Here is a 23939-nt window from a genome sequence, read left to right as displayed (position 1 = left end):
CACCCCTTGCATAAACATTGACCAACCCTGAAGGTTCAACAATGTTCATGCATAAGGGTGCCTTTTATTTACTCGCAGAGCAATCTGTCTAGAGCGTATAACCTAACTCCGACGGTATAAGCAATATGAATACTTTCAACCTCAACTAGCCGCCGGGATCAGACCCTCTGTTTATTTAAGCGAGCTTGTAGCCGCAGTTTGGACAGAACTTGGAGCCTTCATTCTTGGTACCGCAGTTGGGGCAGAATTTCGGCGTGATTCCATTCTCGCCGGATGCTGGCGCTGATGTATCATTTTGCCCGTTATTCTCCTGCTGACCGGCAGCTGGATTCGCTCCCTGACCGGCATTATTGGCATTTGGATTAGTTGCATTCATATTCTTCATCATCTCGTTGGCCATGTTCATGCCCATCATCATCCCTGCCATGTCGGCTGCTGTACCGCCGCTCTGCACTTTGCCGGAAGCGATGCCGTCAGTCATGCTGACCTGCTGGTACTTCTGCATATTCCCGATCATCTCGTGGGAAGCGGTCTTGGTGATCATATCCTGAATCTCCTGCGGATAATTGAAGCTCATCACCTGGAAGCCGGTAATTCCGATCCCGATGCTCATCATCTGCATATCGAGATCTTCACGAATACCGTTCGCAATATCCGATGCATTGGCTTGCAGATTGAACATATCCTTGCCTTCGCGGCTGATCCACTTCATTAGCAGCTGATCCAGTACAGCCGTGATGCGGATTTTCACATCCTCGACGACATAGCTTTGCTTGATTCCTGCAACCTTGTCGATCAGGGCGACATAATCACTGACTTTGAAAGTAAACGTACCGTTCGCACGAATCGGCATTCCGCCCGGCAGCTGCGGAGCTGGGATCAGGACTGGACTCTGCGTTCCCCATCTCACGGTAAATTCCTTGGTATTCACAAACAGCACTTCCACACGCATGCCGCTGTTGAATCCGAATTTGAACCCTTTGAGTGTCGACAGGAACGGAATAATATCCGAATCCACATCAAAAGAACCTTCATCCTCGAAAATACCTTCGACTTTGCCGTTATTCAGGAAAATAGCATCCTGACCGGAGCGGATAATCAGCTTGCTACCTTTTTTGATCTCCCGATTGTTCCATTTCCAGAAGATCATATCATCTCTGAATTCTTCCCACTCCACTACATTGGCAAATTGATTTTTGAAAAATCCCATATTTCCGCATCCCTTCTATTTGGATATTCATAGGTATATGCTTGTACATCATCCACACAACTACTAAAAAGATCCACGGCTGCCGCTGTGCGAATGACCGCCGCTGCTCGTACCGCCGCCTCCGCCACTGCTACTGCTTTTCTCAATTTTGTGCTTGGTGACTGTCGTATGCGTATAGTTATCGTAGCTGTCCAGTACACCGGAGACATTGGAATCTTCGTAGGTAGACCGGTCGACCGTAACGACACCGCCAGAACGGGCGGCCATGATCCAGACAATGATTCCGCCGATGACCACTGCAATCAAGAACTGGAACCATAGCTTGAACAACAGATTATCCGGTGTGGTGCCCAGCTTGTAGTTCATGTATTCGTTGGAGAGCTGGATATATTTTGTAAAGGCTGCCTCGTAATTGCCTGCTGCCAGATCCGGTGTAATCTTGCTGCGGATTTTGTCCAGTTTGCTGTTATTCAGCGTGTGCTCCGCGGTGCCGAAGCCGGCAAGATATACTTCCCGGTTATACATATCCATCGTGAGGATCACGGCATTACCATAAGGCTGGTTATAGCCAAAGGCTTTGCGGTCGTAGAGATCTTCTGTCATTAGCTGAACATCCCGGCCTTCCGGGTTGTTGCTTGTATAGATAATAAAGTCGGTCTGGTGCTGAGGCGCATAGTTGCTGGCCAACTGGCTTAATGTCTGTTCTTCCTGCGGCGTAAGTAAATCTGCCTGATCGTAAATGAGTTTCTTGGAACTTCCGGAAGTTGTCGCCGCTGTTGTATCTGCTGGAAGTACCAGCCCTAATAGCATCACCAGTGTGATTACAGCGAGAGATATACGATAGATTCTCATAGGAAGTCTCCTCCCAATGCCCAGGCGAGCACTTTCATACCCAGCAGCGATACAGCCGTAATCCCGGCGAACCAGGCCGTGATTTTACCTTTGCTGAGCGGAGGTTTACCAACGACTTTACCAGTCTGGCCGTTCATGGCGAACATATAATTCTTTTGACCAAAGTCATAATTAACGATCCACACCGGCAACAGCGCATAATCGGTACGTCGTACGGTCGTATTCACCTGTTTGTCTCTGTAACTTACACTGCTGTACCCGGACAGCGACTGGGAGACGGACGAATCGATGTACGACTGCGTCTTCTCCTTGGCACGCGGCACCAGCTGTTCATCGTCGTAGTTGTATTTCTCTGCGATATAACCAGCCAGATACGGGGTTTTGAATTCTTTCAACTGCTCATAGGGAAAAGGCTCCAACTTGTCCATGAGTTCATCGTTCATTTTCTCCGAAGCATCCAGCGGCAGATTCACATAATCCAGGCGCAGCTTCCGGTATACATCAAAATGCCGGGTCTCGGTATATTGGTAGTCGCCCTGCGTGTAACTTCTTACTCTGGTCGCATTGGCATATACTTCAACCATATTATGTAATTCATATAACCAGAAAGGCACATAGATCCCCGTTATGCTCTTGATCCGGTCGGCACTCATGAATCCAGCCGGTGTCAGCAGTCCGTTACGACACCATTTACGAAAAGCTTCTTCTGCCTGTGCCTTGCTGATCGAAAAAGGTATTACCAGATCCGGTGCCAGATCACCGATCAGCCGGTCTCCCAGTACAACCGCCGATCCGCAAAAGCTACATGTGGTCGCACTCGTTTCCGGCTCGGTCATAATATCCGCGCCGCAGCTCGGACAATGGTACTGCTGGACTTCATTTTCGGTAAATACCTGCTTTTTCAGCGGATCGGGCAGCTGTTCGATATTATCCTGTCTACCGCAGCTTGGGCAGGATAGCGCTCCCGTCGCACTATCGAACATCATGCTGCTGCCACAGTTGGGACATTTGTAATCTATTACTGGCATCGACTCACCTCCATATCAAAATTCGTTATTGGTGTTCGTGTACGCAGCTATACTCGTATGAAAAATAGCCGTGATTCGTACCACTTCCTATATTTGTATCGGACAAATAGAAGAAAGAGATAAATTCCGAGTGCGGCATTGTATATATACAGCGTCTAAAGATGAAGTAGTATCTACTCCAGAAAGACATGGATTTACGGATTACCTCCAGAATTCAACTGCTTCAGGGAAACAAGCTCCTGCTCCGGTACTACTTTTGCGGCTGCAGCATCGGGTTGTGCATTCATTCCCTTTTCCAGCCGGGCGATGAGTACATCCAGGTCTTCCTCCTGCGATCCACTGCGGAGTTCGGCGAGTGCTTCGGCTTCATTGAGTGCCATCGCTGCCTTATGCTCCATCGCCTGCAGTGATTCTTCCGCACGACGGGAGCTACGGTATGCTTCATTATTCTGCTGCATCGTATGGGCCTGGGCAATCCGGCTTTTGAGTTCGGTATAACGTGCTTCCAGGCGGGCGAGATCATCGACCAACTTGGTCTGCATAAGCTTCATCGTCTCAACTTTGGCTGCAGCCCGCTCATATGCAGCCTGCAGCTCTGCATGCTTGGCAGTGAGTATAGCTTTCTTTTGCAGAAATTGCATTGCATTCTGCTCCTCGCCTGCCTGTACAGATTTCTCGGCATAGCGCTGGAGCTTGGCAATCTCTGCATTATTCTCGTTCAGTGCGCGTTCTGCACGGCTCTGTTCCGCGAGTACAGCTGTCGCTTCTGCCTTGATCTGACCGAGGTCGCTGTTCATGCTTCGTATATAAGTCTGTACATCGCGCTCGGGATCGTTCGAACGTTCCAGCAGGCTGTTCACATTGGCTTTCATAACATCTCTGAATCTGGACCATATACTCATCCTGTTCACTCCTTGTATCGAAAATAACCTATTATATGCTATTACACCATTTATGAAGCTCTAGTTTCATTTATATGTAAAACAGCATACAGTAAGCCAGCATATGATGCTGACTGGAATGCGAAAAGGGAATAGTATTGGTTGGTTCTCAACTATTTATACTGCTAAATACTGAGCAGCTAAAAGGAGAAAGAACCCATTACTCTTCTTCCAGCAGAGCTTCCAACGCAGTAAAGAATACATCGTAGAGTTCCCAATCGAATTCGTTTTGTACGTATGCTGCAATCTCGCCCAGCTGCTCCGGACTGGTATACTCCAGACAGGGACGTCCCTCGCTCCATAATATCCGACAGACAAATTTCTCCGTGACCTGCTGAATTACATAATCCTGGGTAACATATTGGCGGCTGAGAGCCATACCTTATTCCTCCTTTTCTTTTATGGACTGTAGTTCGGTTATATTTTATTATTTAAAATTTGGATCGATTTGTGCTATGCATTTTGTCATCCTCTTGCTTCATCTTACATCGGTCGGATAAACTGCGCATGTCTATAGTAAGAACGAAAAATCCACTGGCCTCGTGAAGAGCCAGTGGATGCAAAGCAATGCTGCCGCGCTATATTGGACCTTTTATATAGAACCGGAAGTTATTCGATGGCCAAATTCCCTTCATCGTTCTTGCCAGATCCAGACTTGCTCTCTTTGAGCTGTACAATATCATGTCCCGTCGGATTCTGGAAAGGACGCAGTCCAAAGTTCGGCGCTACCGCAAAGATATGGTCGAAAATATCGGCCTGCAGCGTTTCATAGATACTCCAGTTCGTATCATTACTAAATGCATAGATCTCCAGCGGAAGCCCATTATCTCCGGGAGCCAGCTGCCGAACGATCAATGTCATATCCTTGTGAATCTGTGGATGATGTCTCAGGTACTGGTGAATATATTCGCGGAACACACCGATATTGGTTAGCTGTCTGCCATTAACATTGCTATCCCTGTTAATCTGGTGCTCTTCGTTGTAGGCATTAATCTCTTCCAGGCGGACCGTAATATAATCCGCCAAATAATGAATCTTGCGGAATTCTGCAATCATCTCGTCACTGCAAAAACGGATGCTGCTTGTATCGATATGAACGCTACGCTTGATTCGGCGTCCGCCTGACACCTGCATGCCTCGCCAGTTTTTGAATGAATCCGAGATTAACGCGTAGCTCGGGATCATCGTAATCGTCTTGTCAAAATTCATGACTTTGACCGTATTCAGTGTAATATCGATCACGTCGCCGTCTGCATCGTATTTAGGCATCTCGATCCAGTCACCGACACGTACCATATCATTGGAAGATAACTGAATACCCGCTACCAGACCGAGAATGGAGTCCTTGAAAATCAGCATCAGCACGGCGGATAATGCGCCCAGTCCGCTCAGAATAATGAGCGGATTCTGACCGATCAGATTGGAGATTACTACAATACCCCCAATAATGAACATAACGATCTTTACGACCTGAATATACCCTTTGATCGGCCGAATCTTGGAGATTTCAAAAGAACGATAAATCGTCTCAAATGCATTCAGCAGCGCATTCACCACAGTGATCATAATGATGATCATATATGTCATGGCCGCTTTTTCGATTAGCACCTGGTACAACGGGAAAATCGGCGCAGAGAAGTAAATGATGATGGCCGGCACGAGATGGGATAGATTGTGAAATACCCTTTTCTCCACAATGATATTATCCCAGGTGTACCGGTTGTTATTGACGATATGAATAATCGTACGCAGTACGATTTTTTTGGTGATGAAATTGGCCAGTACACAGAGCAGGGCTATAAACAGAATCATGATAATATTTGCTATAAAATCGATCATACTATCGTTTATGCCTAGATGCTGAAGCTGATTTTTAGTAAATTCCATTGTTGTTTTGGTTCCTCCTGAATTATATCTGCTATACTAGCTTACTATTATAAATGACTGCTTTACACGACACAAAGTTTGCTAGGAGCAGTATCACTCGAGTATGATAAAGTCGTTATTCACTCCGAATTATTAGAAAGAATTATCAATCACAACTATGCAAATATTTCTGACTAACATCTACTTGCTTATTCTCATCAATTTAGAATACTATGTAGCTAAAATATTAGTTTATTATCCATAGTATTGAATGCGAATATGGCTTACTTATATTTCAATGTATACGTATGACTTAGGAAATAGAGTTATCAAGCAGTTACAAGTTATATTGTGAAGCGAATAAATAAAAGAAAAACCGCCTAATAAGCGGTTTATATCTTCCCTATACTAACTCACTGTTCAAAAATAATTCGGGCTTTAATCCCATTTTGTTCTAATAAATAAAGTAAACCTCCACCATCAATTAACTCAATCGGTTTATCTTTGGCGAACTCATATGCGTCTGGCCCATAACTTTTAGTGGTTACCAAAATGCCTTTGTTGGCACCTTCATTCATCATGGTTCCATATAAATCTCTTACAGACGAAACACCTACAGTATTTTTATAACGTTTAGCTTGTATAACCACTTTACCACCCACTATTGGTCGAGTATCAAACGCAACACAATCAACCCCACCATCTTTCGATGAACGTGTTAATTTTGCATCCAAGCCCATTCTTGCGAATAAGTCAGTAACCAATTTCTCAAACTCATATGGGTTTAAATCCATCAAATTAGGCAAACTTTGCAAAGAGTCCAGCATACTCTCATGATCAACAAAACGTTTATCAACCATATTAAACTCTAAAATCGGTTTTACAGCTTGTAACTCTGCAGGTCGTGGCGATACCTGCGCTCCCAGATTTCGCAAACATACTGATTTCTCCACTCTGTTTAAATCAAGCTCTTTAAATACTTCTTTCACTACACGAGTTGAAATAAGATATGGTGCAATATCTTTTCCTGTAGCAGGATCTATTGAGTGCACATATCCACTAAATACAATCACATCAATATTGTTTGCTTGATCTGCATCAAATATTTCGTAAAGCGTTCGTAACGCTATACTTGCAACAACATCAGAGTATATGTTCTTAATCTCTTGATCCTTTCTAAGTTTTTCACTTATCTCGTCTCTAGTTTTTATATACTTATATTCTGCTACAGGCGGAACTATATCTTTGTTTGGTATCTCATAATCAATGACTAACTCTTTTGAGTTGGGAAGATAGGCTAAGCGAAATTGTTGAGGAAATTCAGCAGGATACTTAGAACGTTCCAATACGATATTATTATAGGCAATTACTGCCTCACTCTCGCCATTACGATAATTTTTTTCGAACTCATCAATTTCAAGATTATTATTTTTTATCTCCATTTCAAATGCAGACTTTTCTTTTTCATACTTTGCTTTTAGCGTATTTAATTTGGATATTCGTTCTCGCTCTAACTTTTCATAGCTTGCGAAGTCATTCTCAAATTGCTCTTTAGCTTCTAACATAGCCTTTTGGTATCTTTTCTCCAAAACAGGTATGATTTTTCGCAAAAATTTCTGCGATTTAACTTGGCTACTATAGCTTTCAAATTCTGGTTCAATTGTTGGTACAGTTATTTCATTAGGTACACTAAAGCTTTTAAATTTCTTTTTACTCTTTAGAGATGCGAATGAAATAATATTATTTACTTGCAAGCTTTGCTCTAGAATTATGTTTAAATGATATATTTGTTCTTTCAGATCGTAGTTAAGATCTTCCGTTTCTTTTATTCTACTTTCGATATACAGCATTTTTTCTTCTTTTTCAAATTGAATTTGCTGCCTTTGCTGCTCTTTTAATAATCTAATTCGCTCGCGTTCATGGCGCTTTTTCTCTGCTTCATTTATTCTAGCCTGTCTTGCAGCTTCTCTTGCCATCTGAACCATAAAACTACTTTTTCTTGCCAAAATAATTACCCCTTCCAAACTAAGCTTCGTATCTTGTTTATACTTTTTAATGACTTTGGAACTATTATCACCATATTGATTATACATCCAGTTAAAGGAAAATAAATAAATTTTATGATACAAATGAACTATTTGATTCAGATTTAATTTTTTCACATTTTATTAAATCTATTAAATATTATTTTTAGTTGAATATTATTTCTGGCGCTACCCGGTGTCCCGTGGCCTGCTCAAAGCCATATGCAATCTGAATCAATACCGACTCACTCCATGCTGTACCCACAAAGGATATTCCCTGCGGTCCCTTCGTAATGTAGCCACCGGGCGCAATCACTCCTTCTTCCGCATATCCACCCGGAACTGTAATGATCGGATATCCTGCTCGGGCAGCCAGATCAGATCCACCCTCACCGCCGAGAAAAAGCAGGGCATCCAGCTTATGCTGATTCAGCGCATAATCAATTCCTTTTTCCCCAGCCATTTCTCTGTTATAACTCAGACTGTCCAGATATTCCTGCTCGGTCAGGGTACCGCTGGTTTCTTCCGCCCATATCAATGTGCCCTGACCGTACTTCAATGTCTTCTCTGCATGTTGTTCATTAAAAGCAATCACTTCGGCCAAAGAGTGAACAGGAATATGTTCAGCCAACCGGCTTAAGTAGTTATTCAGTGCATACTTGAATTCATAACGCATTACGTTCGCATCCCAGCGAGCATCTTCACAGGGAAGATGTACCGGATCGATAATCGTCGCGCCTTGCTGACGGAGCACTTGTATAGCCGCTTCGATGACTTCCAATCTGTCTTTATCGAGATGCTGATAATAATACCGGGGGATACCGATTCGAGCCTGCTTCAGAAAGGCTGTATCCAGAGACGAGATATAGCTACCATCTATATCCTTGGTACCATGAGTACTATGTTGCTGCTGTACCTCTCTATCCTCCAGCACCTCCAGCAAAATCGCCGCATCCGTGACTGTGCGCGTTATCGGCCCTGCCGAATCCTGGCTAAAGGCGATCGGGATGATTCCATCCGGGCGGATCAGACCGACAGTAGGCTTGATACCAACTACACTATTCTGACTGGCTGGACTAATAATAGACCCGGATGTCTCCGTACCAATCGCTGCTGCGCCAAAATTCGCGGCAACAGCTGCTGCCGATCCAGAGCTGGAGCCACCCACGAACAGCTCACCTGGTCCATACGGATTCAGTGTCAGTCCACCGCGTGAACTGTATCCCGCCCAGATATCGACAGACATAAAGCCAGCCCATTCCGTCATATTCGTTTTCCCCAGCAGAACCGCGCCAGCAGCCCGAAGCTTGTCGGCAACGACAGCATCTTGCTGCGCAAAGGAATGCTCCAGCGTTATTGATCCCGCACTCGTATGCATCTGGTCAGCGGTATCGATATTATCTTTGAGCAGGATAGGAATACCATGCAGCGGTCCTCTACTGCCTGTTTCTTTTCTCTCTATATCCAGCGATCTGGCAATCTCTATTGCTTCCGGATTGATTTCTAGAACAGATTTGGTTTTACCGTCAAAAGTATGAATTCTTTCTATGTACGCTTGAACGATCTCTTCCGAACTTGCTTCTCCTGACTCCATGGCTTGCTGTAAGGTTTGAATATCTGCTTCAACGATCCATTTTTCTACATTCATGTAATCATCCTCCATATACTGGGGTATTCCACAGGCTGCTAGATAATTCCTTTAATGAAGCAGTGATTTCTAAGTACTAGATAGTAAATCACAAAATCTTGTGCAGCAAACAACAAAAGATACTTCTCTTGATTCAGATACGTCTGTACTATCGCTAGAAATTAGTCTGTAACTATACCAATACTATCAGCAGAACGAAATGACAACAAAAAACAGACACCTCGAGGTGCCTGCTTCTGTTATGGCTTATAGAGAAACTGAGATTACTTCGCCCAATACTGCTTGGCGATCCGCTGCCCTTGATTAATTTTTGCCCACTGCTCGTCTTCTGTCAGCTCATTGCCTCCATCGCAGGAAGCAAAACCGCACTGGTGAGACAACAGTAAACGATCCTTGTCGATAATAGTAGACGCTTCATCCAACAGACGCAGTACGCGCTCTTCATCATCCAGCGTGCTGGTCTTGGAAGACAGCAGACCCAGTACGACTTCTGTTTCTGGCTTGTCTTTGAATACAGCCAGTGCTTCCAGCGAACCTGCACGATCGTCATCCCACTCCAGGAAGAAGCGATCGTATTTCAGCTGTTTCAGGAACAGGTTGGCGATCTTCACATAAGAGCCGCCGCCCATGTTGCGGGAATCGTAGTTCCCACGGCAGTTGTGTGTCCACATTTTCAGACCGAGGCTGTGACCATAATCGATGATGATATTGCTAATATCGATAAATTCCGCTGCCAGCGTCTGTACCTGCTCCTGATCGATATTCTCGCCAGTGTATGGAGAGTTCGGATTGTCATCTGCAAATAGCTCCCACAGACAATCGTCGAATTGCAGAATCTTACCGCCTGCTGCAGCAAACTCCTCGACGAATTCCTTATACGCTTTGACCAGACCTGCTTTTAGCTCTTGCTGTGTCTGGTACACCGCATCCGTACCGCCAATATTATCCGACCAGGACAGCTCACCGAAAATATGGGATGGAGAAGGCACGCATAGCTTGGTCTCCCGATCTCCTGCTTGGTCTTTTAGCTTTTTGAATACTTCGATAAAGTGATGATTCTTGCCGCCCAGTTCGCCGGTGATGCGCAGCCCGATGTCTTTGCGCGTCTCGTACTTAGAACTGCCGTCCGTATCGCGGAAGAAATAGCCGTGATCTGCGATATACCGGTCAATTCCCTGGAATCCCCAGACAAAGTCCAGATGCCACATCGACTTGGAATACTCACCGTCGGTGATGATCGACAGATCATGCTGGATTTCCTTTTCGACCACGGACTGGATCGCACGGTGTTCGCACTCTTGGTAACCATCGAACTCCTGGTAGAACGGGTACTGGATATCGTCACGGTGTTCGATTTGCGTTTTATATTCTAGCAGTTCCGCTGGACGCAGCAGGCTGCCTACGATTTGAAATTTATCACTCATTTGAAATCCCCCTTGGTGTGGATTGTGCTTGGTTATAGTAGTTTGATTGTAGCACGAGGGGGATGGTTTTTACGTAAGCTTAAAAGGCATATCTGGTTATAGGTTTGGACTATGGCAGAATTACATATATTTGTAATATTATTCATAATTCAGATGACAATTTGATAACATTAAAGCGTACTTTAGCTTAAAATCACTTTTAATGCGCATATGTAAAATTTCCTTGCTGAGCAACTTTTTAATATGGGAAAAAGAAGAATTAAAGTCTTACTTGAAATAAAATAAGTTCTTATATTTGGATCTATATTTTAATGTCTTTTCAATATATTTACTGCAGATTAAACTATAGAATTTGTAGTTTATTTAACCTGTTATATAATACAATTGTGAATGAAAACTCGAAAGGGGTTTGTTATGCAGTACCAACACATCATGACTGAATTCCAACAGTTGTTAGCTTTGCCGGCAGAAACAGAGTGTGTCGAATTCAAGGAAGCTAAGTATAATTTTGACTTTAATAAATTAGGAAAATATTTTTCTGCTCTAAGTAATGAGGCTAATCTAAAAAATAAGGATTATGCTTGGTTGATTTTTGGTATAGAAGATAAAAATAGAGCAGTCGTTGGTAGTCAATATAGAGCTAATCGTCCCGAGTTAGACAGCTTAAAGAAAGAAGTTTCAGATCATACTGGCGGTATAACATTCCAAGAAATATATGAACTTTATTATGAAGGTAAACGAATCATTCTTTTCAAAATTCCACCAGCTTCCTTAGGTATCCCCACGTCTTGGCAGGGACACTACTATGGAAGAAATGGTGAATCTATTTCTCCACTGTCTATCCAAAAATATGAAGAAATCCGTAATCAAAATAATCGGAAAGATTGGTCTGCTAAAATTATTCCACAAGCGACAATAAAAGATCTGGATACATCTGCTATCAAAAAAGCAAGAAATGAGTATGCTAATAAATTCCCGAAATTAGCTGAAGAAATGCAAGAATGGGATGATATTACCTTTTTAAATAAAGCTAAAGTTACTATCAATAATCGAATCACTAATACCTCTATTATTCTCTTAGGAAAAGCTGAATCCGAACATCTGATAAATCCTTCTGTTGCTAAAATATCTTGGATTTTAAAAGATGAAAATAATATTGCAAAAGACTACGAACATTTTGGTCCTCCTTTTATTTTGAATACTGAATTAGCCTATTCAAAAATAAGAAATTTGAAATATCGTTATCTTCCTGATGATAGCTTATTTCCTATAGAAGTTAATCAATATGACTCCTATGTTATTAGGGAAGCTCTTCATAACTGTATTGCTCATCAAGACTATACGCTTTCTGGAAGGATTAATCTTATTGAACTACCCGAGCAAATATTATTTACAAACTTAGGATCATTCATTCCTAAAAGTATAGAAACTGTAATCAAACAAGATGCTCCTCAAGAATTCTATCGCAATCGCTTTCTTGCTGAAGCTATGGTAAACCTTAATATGATTGATACAATAGGATCAGGTATTAAAAAAATGTTTGTCACACAGAAAAAACGTTTTTTTCCTTTACCTGATTATAATCTTAATGAAACTGATAAAGTAGAAGTACGAATTATTGGAAAAGTGTTAGATGAAAATTATACACGGATACTTATCAATCAAACCAATTTAGATTTAGATACTGTAATGCTTCTTGATAAAGTACAAAAAAAGGTGAAAATCACTACAGAAGAAGCTAAACAACTACGTAATAAAAATTTAATAGAAGGAAGACAACCACATCTTTACGTCTCAGCACAAATAGCTAGACTGACTGGAGATAAAAGTACTTATGTGAAAAATCGGGCTTTTGATAAAGAGCATTATAAAAACTTAATAATTGCTTTTTTAGAAAAATATGAATCAGCTAGTAGACAAGATATCGATTCACTTTTGCTGGATAAATTCTCTGATATGCTTAATGGAGAACAAAGAAAAAAGAAAATAAATAATCTATTGTTTGAAATGTCTAGTAAAGATAAAAGCATCTTTAATCAAGGTTCTTCTAGAAAATCTAAGTGGGTTTTGACTAAAAATATTAATAATTATTTATTTTAAGTAGAAAAAAGTATTACTGTAAGTAATACTTTTTCTATAAACCGCGCTCTATCAAGGAAAAGTATTACTTATTATCTATATTTCCTTTTTAAATATAGTAGATTAAACCAAAAAGCCACCAACCAGATTACTGGCTGATGACTTTTCGTCTTGCTCATATGGAGGCGAGGGGAGTCGAACCCCTGTCCGAAGGCAACGTTACACAAGCTTCTACGGGTGTAGTCACAGATTTAATGTCACCCGAGTAGCGCCCTGTAACCGGCTCTACGTTGGGTCAGCCTGATTATCTTCTTCAGCACACCCCAGGCGGAGATGTGACAGCGTAGCCCACTAAGAGTTGGGCCCTCATCCTGGCACATGGGCGATGCGAGGCGAGAGCACGTTTCACAGTTTCTTAGGCTGCGAAAGCGTAGTTAGTTTGTTGTTTGCCGTTTAATAGGCTTTAGCGTTGATAAAGCGGACGCGTCCCCACTACCCGCTACTCATGCCCGACCTACCCCCGTCGAATCCAAAAAACGCCCCCTTAATAAAAAGGGATTGGATTAAGACGAATACAAGCACATGAGTCTCGTTATCCGAAAACAATCATCCATGCAGTCTTTCCCTCCATAGAAAGGACCGCACCGGGAACATCCAGCAGCAGATTGATAAATACCAAACGCTTTTTTCGTTTCCCACAGACTTTGATTATACCACATTTTCCTGCAAATGGGTAGCTGCAGGCGCTTCACCAAGACAGCCATTTACCATATCTGTTATTACCCTCATTCATGGTAAATCTAACACTGTCTCCTGCCTGCAGCTTCTCAGCCCTATCGATCAGCGGCTGATCTTCTGGCTATCCCGCACTGCACGCTGGATATCACGCTGCGCATCCCGCTTGGCAGCTGTAGCACGCTTGTCATGCTGCTTTTTACCTTTACCGAGGCCAATCAGCAGTTTGGCATAGCCGTTGCGGATATAGATCTTGAGCGGCACCAGCGTATAGCCATCCCGCTTGGATGCACCGATCAGCTTGCTGATCTGCTCCTTGTGCAGCAGCAGCTTGCGCGTACGGGTCGGGTCGGTCGGATTGCTCCGGTTGCCCTCTTCGAATGGGCTGATATGCATATTGTGCAGGAACACTTCACCATTACGAATCGTGGAGAAGGCATCGCTGATATTCGCGCGTGCGCGGCGCAGCGATTTGATCTCGGTTCCAGTCAGCACCATACCGGCTTCGTACGTATCCTCGATAAAGTAATCGTGGGATGCTTTTTTGTTCTGGGCCAGTACTTTGCTTTCGCCTTTTTTGGTCGCCATCTGTATTCCTCCTTTCCAGAGATTTGCCGGTCATTGCCGGGTCTTATGGTCATTTATTGTAGCAAGGGATCCGGGACAAAGCAACAAAGCCGGGGCCGATGATACGGGTCCCGGCACTGTCTGCTTGCACTCTGTTCCATGATGCACGCTTGCTTGCCCAGCGCGCATCTCCCGTCTTTATTTCACCCTGTAGGCCTCATCATCTGTACGCTATCCACCGATTTGTGCCCGTCCGATGTACTGCTTTTGCAGCATGTATCCTACCGGGACGTACCGAATAGACATTGTCAGCAGATGATGATGCTTATTCAGGACTTTGTGGTTTATTCTTTTTCTTGCGGCGGCGCGGGCGTCCTGCACCTGATCCTGCTTCTCCCTTAGGAGCTGCCGGGCTGACAGCCGATCCTGGACCTGCATCGGCTGCTGGCCGTTTGCGTCCTTGTCCTTTTTTGGAGGAAGTGACGGGACTGTCGTATCCACCCTTACCGGAACCAAAGCCAAAGCTGCGGCTTGGTGCACTGGATGAAGACGATGAAGAGAAGCCAATCCCTTTTTCTTTTTTCCGTTTGCGCTTGCCGGCTGCAGCTGCTTCGCCTGTTGCCGGTGTAGCCGGAGTTGAAGCTGCAGCGGGTGCTGCTTTGGCAGGCTTGTCGGTTTTGGCACCTTTGGCGGCTTTCGCTGCTTTACCAAAGCGCTCGGCTTTTTTGGCATTTTTGTTCTTGCCTCTGCCACCGCCGCGTTTCTCGCCATTTTGGGCACCCTGTGCTCCGCGTCCACCACGATTATCTCCACGTGCTCCACGGTCACCACCCGAACGGCGGTTACTTTTCGGCATATCCGGCAATTCAAAGTCGATTGTATGATCGTCCATATTGACGTTCGCCACGCGGATCGTGATGCTGTCCCCGATACGGAAGATACGTGAAGTACGCTCGCCAAGCAGAATCATATGCTGATCGTCGAAATGGTAATAGTCATCTGTCAGCATACCAAGACGGATCAGACCTTCAACCGTATTCTCCAGCTCGATAAACATACCGAAGCCGGTTACGCTGCTGATGATCCCTTCGAATTCCTGACCGACTTTGTCCAGCATATATTCAGCCTTCTTGAGCTGGTCGGTATCACGTTCGGCATCTACCGCGACGCGCTCGCGCTCGGAAGACTGCTGGGCAATATCCGCCATGCGGCTCTCCAGATACGCTTGACGCTCTGGTGTGAGGCCGCTGCCGCCGTTCTCGATCACTTCGCGGATCACCCGGTGGATGACCAGATCGGGATAACGACGAATCGGGGAAGTGAAGTGGCTGTAGTACTCTGCTGCCAGACCAAAGTGGCCTGTGCTCTCTGCAGAGTATTTCGCCTGCTTCATCGACCGCAGCATCATTGTGCTGATCACGGTCTCTTCCTTCTCGCCCTTGATCTGTTCCAGCAGTTGCTGAAGTGCACGCGGGTGGATCAGATTGCCTGTACCTTTGACTGCATGACCAAAGTTGGCAGCGAAGGCCAGGAAGCCCTGCAGCTTCTCCTGATCCGGGTTCTCGTGAATACGATACAGGAATGGCACTTTGAGCCAGTGGAAATGCTCGGCTACCGTCTCGTTCGCTGCCAGCATGAATTCTTCGATAATCTGCTCGGCCACCGAACGTTCGCGTTTTACGATATCGATCGGCTTGCCGCTTTCATCCAGAATGATCTTGGATTCTTCAAAGTCAAAATCAACCGCGCCGCGGCGAATCCGTTTGTCACGCAACTGCATCGCCAGTTCGCGCATCAGCTTGAAGTCGTCGATGAGTGGTGCATAGCGTTCCAGCAGTTCCGGATCTTCATCTTCCAGAATACGGCGGACGTTTTTGTATGTCATCCGTTCCTTGGTCTTGATCACGCTGGTGAAGATATCGTGGTTGACGACCTTCATATTCTCGTCGAACTCCATCTCGCAGGAGAGGGTCAGACGATCCACTTGCGGATTCAGACTGCATATCCCGTTGGAAAGACGATGCGGCAGCATCGGAATAACTCGATCGACCAGATACACACTGCAGCCGCGATTGTAGGCTTCGTTGTCCAGCATAGAGCCTTCGCGTACATAATAGCCTACATCGGCGATATGAACGCCCAGACGATAATTACCGTTCTCCAGACGCTCCACGTTGACCGCATCATCCAGATCCTTGGCATCCTCGCCATCGATCGTAACAATATTTTTACCGCGCAGATCGCGGCGTCCCTGCTGGATAATCTCTTCCTGGGTAATTTCATCCGGCGCAGCCTGCGCCTCGTCCATTACTTCATCCGGGAAAGCTTCCGGCAGCTGATGCTTACGGATAATGGAGATGATATCGACACCCGGATCATCCTTGTGACCAAGTACTTCGATAACGCGTCCTTCTGCCGCAGCACGGCCTTCCGGATAGTTGGTAATCTCGGCAACGACTTTCTCGCCGTCTACCGCTCCACCAAACGACTCCTTGGGAATAAAGATATCCCGGTTGATCCGCTTGTCATCCGGCAATACAAAAGCATACGTGTCCAGCGCCTGGAATACGCCGACGATACGAGTATTTTTGCGGACGATTACACGAACGACCACACCCTCCATCCGTCCACCGGATGTGTTGCGGGAAGTCACCTTCACGAATACGGTATCGCCGTTCATGGCGGTATTCAGATCATTGGCGTTGATATATACATCACCATGCTCCCGGTCTTCCGGAATCAGGAAAGCAAAGCCCTTGGCGTGAGCCTGAATCCGTCCACGGACCAGATCCATGCGCTCCGGCACACCGTAAGCGTTGGCATTATTTACAACAATATCGCCGGCATCTTCCAGCTTGTTGAGCAGTTTGACCAGTTCTTTGAAATCCGAGGCATCTTCAATCTGAAAATGCTCTTCCAGCTCCTGGTACGTCATTGGTTTATATGCGTCAGTGCGCATGAATGTTAATAGTTGTTCTTCTGTAATCATTGGTTTCACCTCGGCCAACCGTCAGCAGTGATTATGTGCATTCGGTTCGTATGTAATCCTGGTTTGCGATGCGATACAAGCGGATCTGTGTCGATGACACACAGGTCAAACGCAGTCCGTGCGCATGACAACGGCTTTTTCTGCCAGATCCGTCATGCCTCATTTAGTATACACATACCCTAGTATACACTAAATTAATCGAATCCCCTTATTTCGCCCGAAATATTCAGGAATTGCCTGCTATTTTACGTAGTTAGACGAACAGCACATCGTATTCTTTCACTATGGAGCAGGCAGGTGTTTGTTTGAAGGAATTCTCTTTGAAACTAGTTTCCTCCAATTACAGTAGTTGAAATTAGCAGAGTACAATCAATAGAGCACTATTAGCGCCATACTAGTTAGTACAGTTCTATTAGCGCATTATTATCAGCGCCATGAAATCGGTCTTACAGATCCTTATATAAAAAAAGACGATCCATCTGTCACTCTCTCCTTGGTAAGGAGTGACGAATGGACCGTAAAGGGTCTTGCACATCATGGACTTCGGTCTTGCTTCAACTTACATGGGAATAATGGACAAGCTCGGGAACAATTCCAAGTATAGCCCCGCTCTATGAACTCTTTATGAACAGAATACATAAAAATAGCCCGCTGCAGAAGAGAATTTCTCTCCCAGCAGCGGGCTATTCAGGACGTGCCTGAGCCAGTCATAAAGGACCTGGCTTATTTATCTAAATACAGCGACCAGAATCGCCAGAATGAAGAAACCTGCTGCCAGCCCGATTGTTACGCGCTGCAGTACGAGTTCCATTCCGCGTGCTTTGGTTTTGCCGAAAAGTTGCTCAGCGCCGCCAGAGATGGCACCGGACAGGCCCGCACTTTTACCTTTTTGGAGTAATACAACAAGAATCAGACCAATGGAAAAAATGGTGAGCAAGATTTGCAAAGTCAATTGCATGAATTCCACCTCCTAGAGCGAATGCGCCGAACATCTATAAATGTACAAATTCACGAATCATGTTATAGAAACAGCATTTATAGTTTAGCACAAATTCCGGCTGTATAGCAATGGCTGGAAGCCGGAACCTGTCTGAATTGGTAATAAAAAACCAGCCACCTGCATAAGCAGATGACTGGCGGATGTATCGGTATGCTGCCCTTTCAACGGCTAAGTAGCGGCCCAGACCGTTTGGGAGCAGCATGACCTGTACATTTTATTTATGCAATTCTACCAAGCAATAGTGCAGTCATATCCGGCTGGTGTCAGCCGGAAAATGCTGCAATCATGAAGTAATAATTACTTCGTCAGACCTCTGTGCTCAGTCAGGTTGTAGAAGGATTTCAGGCCATCGAACTTCGCCAGTTCACCCAGTTGATCTTCGATACGAAGCAATTGGTTGTACTTCGCGATACGGTCTGTACGGGAAGGAGCACCTGTTTTGATTTGACCAGCGTTAGTCGCTACAGCGATGTCAGCGATTGTGCTGTCTTCGGATTCACCGGAACGGTGAGAGATAACTGCTGTGTAACCAGCACGTTTCGCCATTTCGATTGCATCGAATGTTTCTGTCAGAGTACCGATTTGGTTAACTTTGATCAGGATGGAGTTACCGATGTTTTCTTCGATACCACGGCCCAGACGTTCAGTGTTTGTTACGAACAGATCGTCACCAACCAGTTGAACTTTCTCGCCCAGACGTTCGGTCAGCAGTTTCCAACCTTCCCAATCGTCTTCGGAGCAACCATCTTCGATGCTGATGATTGGGTATTTTTCTACCCATGAAGCCAGCAGGTCTACGAACTCAGCGGAAGTGTAAGATTTACCTTCGCCTGCCAGCTCGTATTTACCGTTTTTGTAGAACTCAGTGGAAGCTACGTCCATACCCAGGAATACGTCAACGCCTGGTTTGTAACCCGCTTTTTCGATTGCTTCAATGATAGAAGTCAGTGCTTCTTCATTGGAAGTGAAGTTAGGAGCGAAACCGCCCTCGTCACCTACAGCTGTGTTCAGGCCTTTGCTGCTCAGTACGGATTTCAGGTTGTGGAAGATTTCAGCACCTGTACGCAGAGCTTCTTTGAAGCTAGTAGCGCCAGCAGGGATAACCATGAACTCTTGTACGTCAACGTTGTTATCAGCGTGCTCACCACCGTTGATGATGTTCATCATTGGTACTGGCAGTTGTTTTGCGTTGAATCCACCCAGGTAGATGTACAGTGGCAGGTCCAGAGCTTCTGCAGCAGCGCGTGCTACAGCCATGGATACTGCCAGGATTGCGTTAGCACCCAGTTTACCTTTGTTTGGTGTTCCGTCCAGTTCGATCATTTTGCGGTCGATCAGCAGTTGATCTACAGCGTCCATGCCGATAACTTCTGGAGCGATAACTTCGTTTACGTTTTTAACAGCGTTCAGTACGCCTTTACCCAGGTAACGGGATTTGTCGCCATCGCGAAGCTCAACAGCTTCGTGAGCACCAGTGGATGCGCCGGATGGTACGATTGCGCGGCCCATTACGCCGGATTCCAGATATACTTCTACTTCAACAGTTGGGTTACCACGGGAGTCAAGGACTTCGCGTGCGTATACATCAGAGATAATCGTCATGAGTAAAAAGTCTCCTTTTTAGGTAAGTAATTTGGGATCTTGATGATCCTTGATTTATAAAATGAAGCCGAGAAACAGGTCCACTTCCTGCAAACCGGTCAGCAGGCGATATTTATCAGCGTCCATTACGGAAAATGCGGGTTCATGACATGAGCTCGGCCATGATGTACACAGACTTTCTCTCGGCTGCGAGTGATCAATTCACAGCTGATCCTGTCTGCTAATCGTACATCCATGACACCTGCCATAAACCGTTGGTTCCAAATGGTACGTCAGACTGCCTATCGTTTACTTGCGGCTGGAAATGATGGACGTGCCTGTCATTTCTTCCGGCTTCGCGATTTGCAGCAGATCCAGAATCGTTGGAGCGATATCGCCCAGGATTCCGCCTTCACGTAGTACTACATTTTTGTCAGTGACGATAAATGGAACCGGGTTGGTGGTATGGGAAGTCTGAGGACGTCCATTCTCATCAATCTCGGTCTCGGCATTACCATGGTCAGCTGTAATCAGCGCCACGCCGCCTTTGGCCAGAATCGCTTCCACGACACGACCTACACATTCATCTGTTGTTTCTACCGCTTTGATCGTCGGCTCCAGCTTACCGGAATGGCCTACCATATCCGGGTTGGCAAAGTTCAGGATGATAGCATCCTGTCTTTCCGCTTCGATCTCGGCGATACAAGCATCAGCCACTTCACGCGCACTCATCTCCGGCTGCAGATCATAAGTGGCTACTTTTGGAGAGTTAATCAGAATACGAGTCTCGCCTTCCAGTTCCACATCACGTCCGCCGCTAAAGAAGAAGGTTACGTGCGGGTATTTCTCTGTCTCGGCAATACGCAGCTGGGTTTTGCCGTTTTTCACGAGCACTTCACCCAGTGTGTTGTCGAGACTCTTCGGTCCGTAAGCTACATGTCCGCGAACGGTATCGCTGTATGTGGTGAGACATACATAATACAGATTCTTCGGATAGTCGCCACGCTCAAAGCCTGCGAATTCAGGCTGTGTGAACGCCTGGGACAGCTGGATCGCACGGTCAGGACGGAAGTTCAGGAAGATTACGGAATCTCCATCGCCTACAGTTCCTACCGGTTGTCCGTCTGCATCGACGATCACGGAAGGTTCTACGAACTCGTCATAGACTTCCTGAGCATACGAAGAAGTTACTACAGTCAGAGGATCTTTGAATTGAGGACCTTCACCGTAAGCAACCGCACGGAAAGCTTTTTCTACACGTTCCCACCGTTTGTCACGGTCCATCGCATAGTAACGTCCCTGTACGCTGGCAATTTTGCCAATGCCTACGCTGCTGATTTTTTCAGTCAGCTGTTCCATGTATTTTTTACCGCTGTCCGGCGATACATCGCGTCCGTCCAGGAATACATGGATCAGTACATCTTCAAAGTTTTCTGCTTTTGCCATATCGAGTGTAGCGAACAGATGGTCAATATGACTGTGTACGCCGCCATCGGACAGCAGTGTAAAGATATGAAGTTTTTTGCCGCCGGATTTAGCATTCTCGAATGCGCCCTTCAGCACTTCATTTTGGAAGAATTCTCCGTCACGGATCGACTTGGAAATGCGGGTCAAATCCTGATATACGATGCGGCCTGCACCGATGTTCAGGTGACCTACTTCCGAGTTACCCATCTGGCCTTCCGGCAGACCTACCGCTTCACCGCAAGCAGTGAGTGTAGTGTGAGGATATTCTGTCATATAGCGATCGTAATTCGGTTTCTTCGCCTGGGCAACACCGTTGCCTTCCATTTCTGCGCGCAGACCGAATCCGTCCATAATAATCAGAGCTACCGGTTTTGGTGCTGACATTTACTTCGCCCCCTCAACCAGCTGAATGTAAGAATCAGGCTGAAGACTGGCACCGCCGACGAGTGCACCGTCGATGTCGCTTTGTCCCATGTACTCCTTCACATTCTCAGGCTTCACGCTGCCGCCGTATTGGATACGAACTGCGTTTGCCACTTCTTCGTTGTACAGATCTTTCACGACGCCGCGGATGTAAGAGATAACTTCATTCGCATCAGCAGAAGTGGAAGATTTGCCTGTTCCGATCGCCCAGATTGGCTCATAAGCGATAACGGTTGCTTTGGCTTGATCTGCGCTCAGACCAGCAAATGCACCTTCGGTTTGTACTTTACATACGTCTTTGGTTTGATCCGCTTCGCGTTCTTCAAGCTTCTCGCCCACGCACACGATAGGAGTCAGACCATGACGGAATGCTGCCAGTACTTTTTTGTTGACGATTTCGTCTGTCTCCGCAAAGTATTGACGACGCTCGGAGTGACCGATGATTACATAGTCCACACCCAGGTCTTTCAGCATAACGCCGCTGATTTCACCAGTGTACGCGCCGTTATCTTCGAAATGAAGGTTTTGTGCGCCGATTTTGATGGAAGTGCCTTTTACAGCTTCAACCAGTGCAGGCAGGTTGGTAAATGGTGCACAGATTACGCTCTCTACGCCTTCTACTTCTGCTTTGCCCTTGATATCTTCGATGAATGCTTTGGCTTCCGGAACGGTTTTGAACATTTTCCAGTTACCGGCAATGATTGGTGTTCTCACTGCTTGATCACTCCTTCTATTCCATACTTGCATGCCCTGCTTGCGACATGCATACTGCCTTTATTGTAAACTTATTTATCGTTCAGTGCCACAACGCCTGGAAGCTCTTTACCTTCCATGAATTCCAGGGAAGCGCCGCCGCCTGTGGAAATATGGTTCATTTTATCAGCCAGGTGGAACTTCTCAGCTGCTGCTGCGGAGTCACCGCCACCGATTACAGTGTAAGCGTCAGTTGTTGCACAAGCTTCTGCGACTGCACGTGTACCATGGGAGAATGGTTCGATTTCGAACACGCCCATAGGTCCGTTCCATACAACTAGCTTGGAGTTTTTGATAACATCTGCATAGATTTCACGAGTTTTCGGTCCGATGTCGATACCTTCCCAATCTGCAGGAATGTCGCCAACTTCAACGATTTTCGTGTTTGCATCTGCGCTGAAATCATCGGAGATTACGATATCTACCGGCAGGTAGAAGTTTTTGCCCAGGTTTTTCGCTTTTTCGATAAAGCCCAGAGCTACATCCAGTTTGCTTTCATCCAGCAGAGATTGGCCAACTTCATGACCCTGTGCTTTCATGAAAGTATAGGACAGACCGCCACCGATGATTACGTTGTCTGCCAGGTTCAGCAGGTTGTCGATTACATCGATTTTGTCTTTTACTTTAGAACCACCGATGATTGCTGTGAAAGGACGCTCCGGATTGTTCAGGGCTTTACCCAGTACATCCAGTTCTTTCTCCATCAGCAGACCGGATACAGCCGGCAGGTGGTGAGCGATACCTTCTGTAGAAGCATGTGCACGGTGAGCCGCGCCAAATGCATCATTTACGAACAGATCAGCCAGTTCGGCAAAGGATTTTGCCAGTTCAGCATCATTTTTCTCTTCGCCAGGGTAGAAACGCACGTTTTCAAGAACCAGTACGTCGCCTTCTTTCATATCAGCGATTTTTGCTTTTACGCTATCGCCGATAGCTTCGTCAGCTTTGGCTACCGGTTTGCCCAGCAGTTCGGACAGACGCTCAGCCGGAGCTGTCAGGCGCATGGATTCAACCACTTCACCTTTTGGACGACCCAGGTGACTTGCCAGCAGAACTTTTGCACCTTTTTCAATCAGGTAGTTGATTGTTGGCAGTGTCTCACGAATACGTTTGTCATCCGTAATTTTGCCGTTTTCCATAGGTACGTTAAAATCCACACGTACAAATACCACTTTGCCAGCTACTTCTACATCACGCACACTTTTTTTATTCATCGTCGTTCCTCCATGTCCGTATTTTGAACAGATTGTTCTTTACTGCGCTTTGCTTTCCGAAAGGACAGGCCGAAATGATTTTCCCGGGATCATTTCTGCTGTTTTCTTCTGCTCCGGCAGTCCAGTTCCAATCCATCC

Annotated in this window: 17 protein-coding genes and 1 other RNA gene; 1 reads left to right on the top strand and 17 read right to left on the bottom strand. The window is 45.6% G+C overall.

The genetic code is table 11. The features are described from left to right. Positions 1-175 precede the first annotated feature (175 nt). The 9 genes from WH46_RS22545 to WH46_RS22505 all read right to left on the bottom strand — a co-directional run bounded on the left by WH46_RS22545 (position 176) and on the right by WH46_RS22505 (position 10993). Positions 176-1210 carry an SPFH domain-containing protein gene (locus WH46_RS22545; protein WP_046228443.1) on the bottom strand — a complete coding sequence of 345 codons (1035 nt, stop codon included), beginning with the start codon at positions 1208-1210 and terminating at the stop codon, positions 176-178. 63 nt (positions 1211-1273) lie between these two features. Continuing rightward, entirely contained in the window at positions 1274-2062 is a 789-nt protein-coding gene (locus WH46_RS22540; RefSeq protein WP_046228442.1) for a TPM domain-containing protein, read from the bottom strand. Then, entirely contained in the window at positions 2059-3090 is a 1032-nt protein-coding gene (locus tag WH46_RS22535) for a TFIIB-type zinc ribbon-containing protein (protein WP_046228441.1), read from the bottom strand. The genes WH46_RS22540 and WH46_RS22535 overlap by 4 nt, the downstream gene beginning before the upstream one ends. Positions 3091-3284: 194 nt before the next feature. After that, positions 3285-3992 (bottom strand): PspA/IM30 family protein, encoded by a 708-nt coding sequence (locus WH46_RS22530; RefSeq protein ID WP_046228440.1) that lies wholly within the window; start codon positions 3990-3992, stop codon positions 3285-3287. A 199-nt stretch (positions 3993-4191) separates the two neighbouring features. Further along, positions 4192-4410 (bottom strand): hypothetical protein, encoded by a 219-nt coding sequence (locus WH46_RS22525; protein ID WP_046228439.1) that lies wholly within the window; start codon positions 4408-4410, stop codon positions 4192-4194. Between the two features lie 230 nt (positions 4411-4640). Further along, positions 4641-5918 (bottom strand): mechanosensitive ion channel family protein, encoded by a 1278-nt coding sequence (locus WH46_RS22520; RefSeq protein ID WP_046228438.1) that lies wholly within the window; start codon positions 5916-5918, stop codon positions 4641-4643. 392 nt (positions 5919-6310) lie between these two features. After that, positions 6311-7903 (bottom strand): restriction endonuclease, encoded by a 1593-nt coding sequence (locus WH46_RS22515; RefSeq protein ID WP_052714341.1) that lies wholly within the window; start codon positions 7901-7903, stop codon positions 6311-6313. Positions 7904-8087: 184 nt separating this feature from the next. Continuing rightward, on the bottom strand, positions 8088-9569 hold the full coding sequence (locus tag WH46_RS22510; protein ID WP_046228437.1) for an amidase family protein: 1482 nt from the start codon (positions 9567-9569) through the stop codon (positions 8088-8090). 263 nt (positions 9570-9832) lie between these two features. After that, on the bottom strand, positions 9833-10993 hold the full coding sequence (locus tag WH46_RS22505) for a cobalamin-independent methionine synthase II family protein (RefSeq protein WP_046228436.1): 1161 nt from the start codon (positions 10991-10993) through the stop codon (positions 9833-9835). Positions 10994-11407: 414 nt separating this feature from the next. Here WH46_RS22505 and WH46_RS22500 point away from each other — a divergent pair, with 414 nt between their 5' ends. Further along, a complete protein-coding gene (locus WH46_RS22500) occupies positions 11408-13093 on the top strand; it encodes an RNA-binding domain-containing protein (protein ID WP_046228435.1) in 1686 nt (561 codons plus the stop codon). Between the two features lie 156 nt (positions 13094-13249). Here WH46_RS22500 and ssrA read toward each other — a convergent pair. The 8 genes from ssrA to WH46_RS22465 form a co-directional block, all read right to left on the bottom strand. Then, positions 13250-13616: a transfer-messenger RNA gene (gene ssrA / locus WH46_RS23715) on the bottom strand. A gap of 296 nt (positions 13617-13912) precedes the next feature. Beyond that, positions 13913-14395 carry an SsrA-binding protein SmpB gene (gene smpB / locus WH46_RS22495; protein ID WP_046216256.1) on the bottom strand — a complete coding sequence of 161 codons (483 nt, stop codon included), beginning with the start codon at positions 14393-14395 and terminating at the stop codon, positions 13913-13915. Positions 14396-14699: 304 nt separating this feature from the next. After that, positions 14700-17363 carry a ribonuclease R gene (rnr, locus tag WH46_RS22490; RefSeq protein WP_046228434.1) on the bottom strand — a complete coding sequence of 888 codons (2664 nt, stop codon included), beginning with the start codon at positions 17361-17363 and terminating at the stop codon, positions 14700-14702. A gap of 727 nt (positions 17364-18090) precedes the next feature. Beyond that, positions 18091-18321 (bottom strand): preprotein translocase subunit SecG, encoded by a 231-nt coding sequence (gene secG, locus WH46_RS22485; RefSeq protein ID WP_017814890.1) that lies wholly within the window; start codon positions 18319-18321, stop codon positions 18091-18093. Positions 18322-18660: 339 nt separating this feature from the next. Continuing rightward, positions 18661-19965, bottom strand: coding sequence for a phosphopyruvate hydratase (gene eno, locus WH46_RS22480; RefSeq protein ID WP_017814889.1), 1305 nt, complete (start codon positions 19963-19965; stop codon positions 18661-18663). Between the two features lie 288 nt (positions 19966-20253). Then, entirely contained in the window at positions 20254-21795 is a 1542-nt protein-coding gene (gpmI, locus tag WH46_RS22475; RefSeq protein ID WP_017814888.1) for a 2,3-bisphosphoglycerate-independent phosphoglycerate mutase, read from the bottom strand. Next, entirely contained in the window at positions 21796-22548 is a 753-nt protein-coding gene (tpiA, locus tag WH46_RS22470) for a triose-phosphate isomerase (RefSeq protein WP_017814887.1), read from the bottom strand. Between the two features lie 71 nt (positions 22549-22619). After that, positions 22620-23801: a phosphoglycerate kinase gene (locus tag WH46_RS22465; protein ID WP_046228433.1), complete on the bottom strand. Its 1182-nt coding sequence runs from the start codon at positions 23799-23801 to the stop codon at positions 22620-22622. Between the last annotated feature and the right edge of the window lie 138 nt (positions 23802-23939).

Origin of the sequence: Paenibacillus dauci (assembly GCF_000971985.1) — a bacterium.
In the GTDB taxonomy this organism is placed as follows: Bacteria; Bacillota; Bacilli; order Paenibacillales; family Paenibacillaceae; genus Saccharibacillus; species Saccharibacillus dauci.
This window is presented reverse-complemented; position numbering and strand designations above follow the sequence as displayed.

What these genes read in the sequence shown, in the direction of transcription:
- WH46_RS22545 (WP_046228443.1), bottom strand. Translation starts at nt 1,210, where the DNA reads ATGGGATTTTTCAAAAATCAATTTGCCAATGTAGTGGAGTGGGAAGAA.
- WH46_RS22540 (WP_046228442.1), bottom strand. Translation starts at nt 2,062, where the DNA reads ATGAGAATCTATCGTATATCTCTCGCTGTAATCACACTGGTGATGCTA.
- WH46_RS22535 (WP_046228441.1), bottom strand. Translation starts at nt 3,090, where the DNA reads ATGCCAGTAATAGATTACAAATGTCCCAACTGTGGCAGCAGCATGATG.
- WH46_RS22530 (WP_046228440.1), bottom strand. Translation starts at nt 3,992, where the DNA reads ATGAGTATATGGTCCAGATTCAGAGATGTTATGAAAGCCAATGTGAAC.
- WH46_RS22525 (WP_046228439.1), bottom strand. Translation starts at nt 4,410, where the DNA reads ATGGCTCTCAGCCGCCAATATGTTACCCAGGATTATGTAATTCAGCAG.
- WH46_RS22520 (WP_046228438.1), bottom strand. Translation starts at nt 5,918, where the DNA reads ATGGAATTTACTAAAAATCAGCTTCAGCATCTAGGCATAAACGATAGT.
- WH46_RS22510 (WP_046228437.1), bottom strand. Translation starts at nt 9,569, where the DNA reads ATGAATGTAGAAAAATGGATCGTTGAAGCAGATATTCAAACCTTACAG.
- WH46_RS22505 (WP_046228436.1), bottom strand. Translation starts at nt 10,993, where the DNA reads ATGAGTGATAAATTTCAAATCGTAGGCAGCCTGCTGCGTCCAGCGGAA.
- WH46_RS22500 (WP_046228435.1), top strand. Translation starts at nt 11,408, where the DNA reads ATGCAGTACCAACACATCATGACTGAATTCCAACAGTTGTTAGCTTTG.
- smpB (WP_046216256.1), bottom strand. Translation starts at nt 14,395, where the DNA reads ATGGCGACCAAAAAAGGCGAAAGCAAAGTACTGGCCCAGAACAAAAAA.
- rnr (WP_046228434.1), bottom strand. Translation starts at nt 17,363, where the DNA reads ATGATTACAGAAGAACAACTATTAACATTCATGCGCACTGACGCATAT.
- secG (WP_017814890.1), bottom strand. Translation starts at nt 18,321, where the DNA reads ATGCAATTGACTTTGCAAATCTTGCTCACCATTTTTTCCATTGGTCTG.
- eno (WP_017814889.1), bottom strand. Translation starts at nt 19,965, where the DNA reads ATGACGATTATCTCTGATGTATACGCACGCGAAGTCCTTGACTCCCGT.
- gpmI (WP_017814888.1), bottom strand. Translation starts at nt 21,795, where the DNA reads ATGTCAGCACCAAAACCGGTAGCTCTGATTATTATGGACGGATTCGGT.
- WH46_RS22465 (WP_046228433.1), bottom strand. Translation starts at nt 23,801, where the DNA reads ATGAATAAAAAAAGTGTGCGTGATGTAGAAGTAGCTGGCAAAGTGGTA.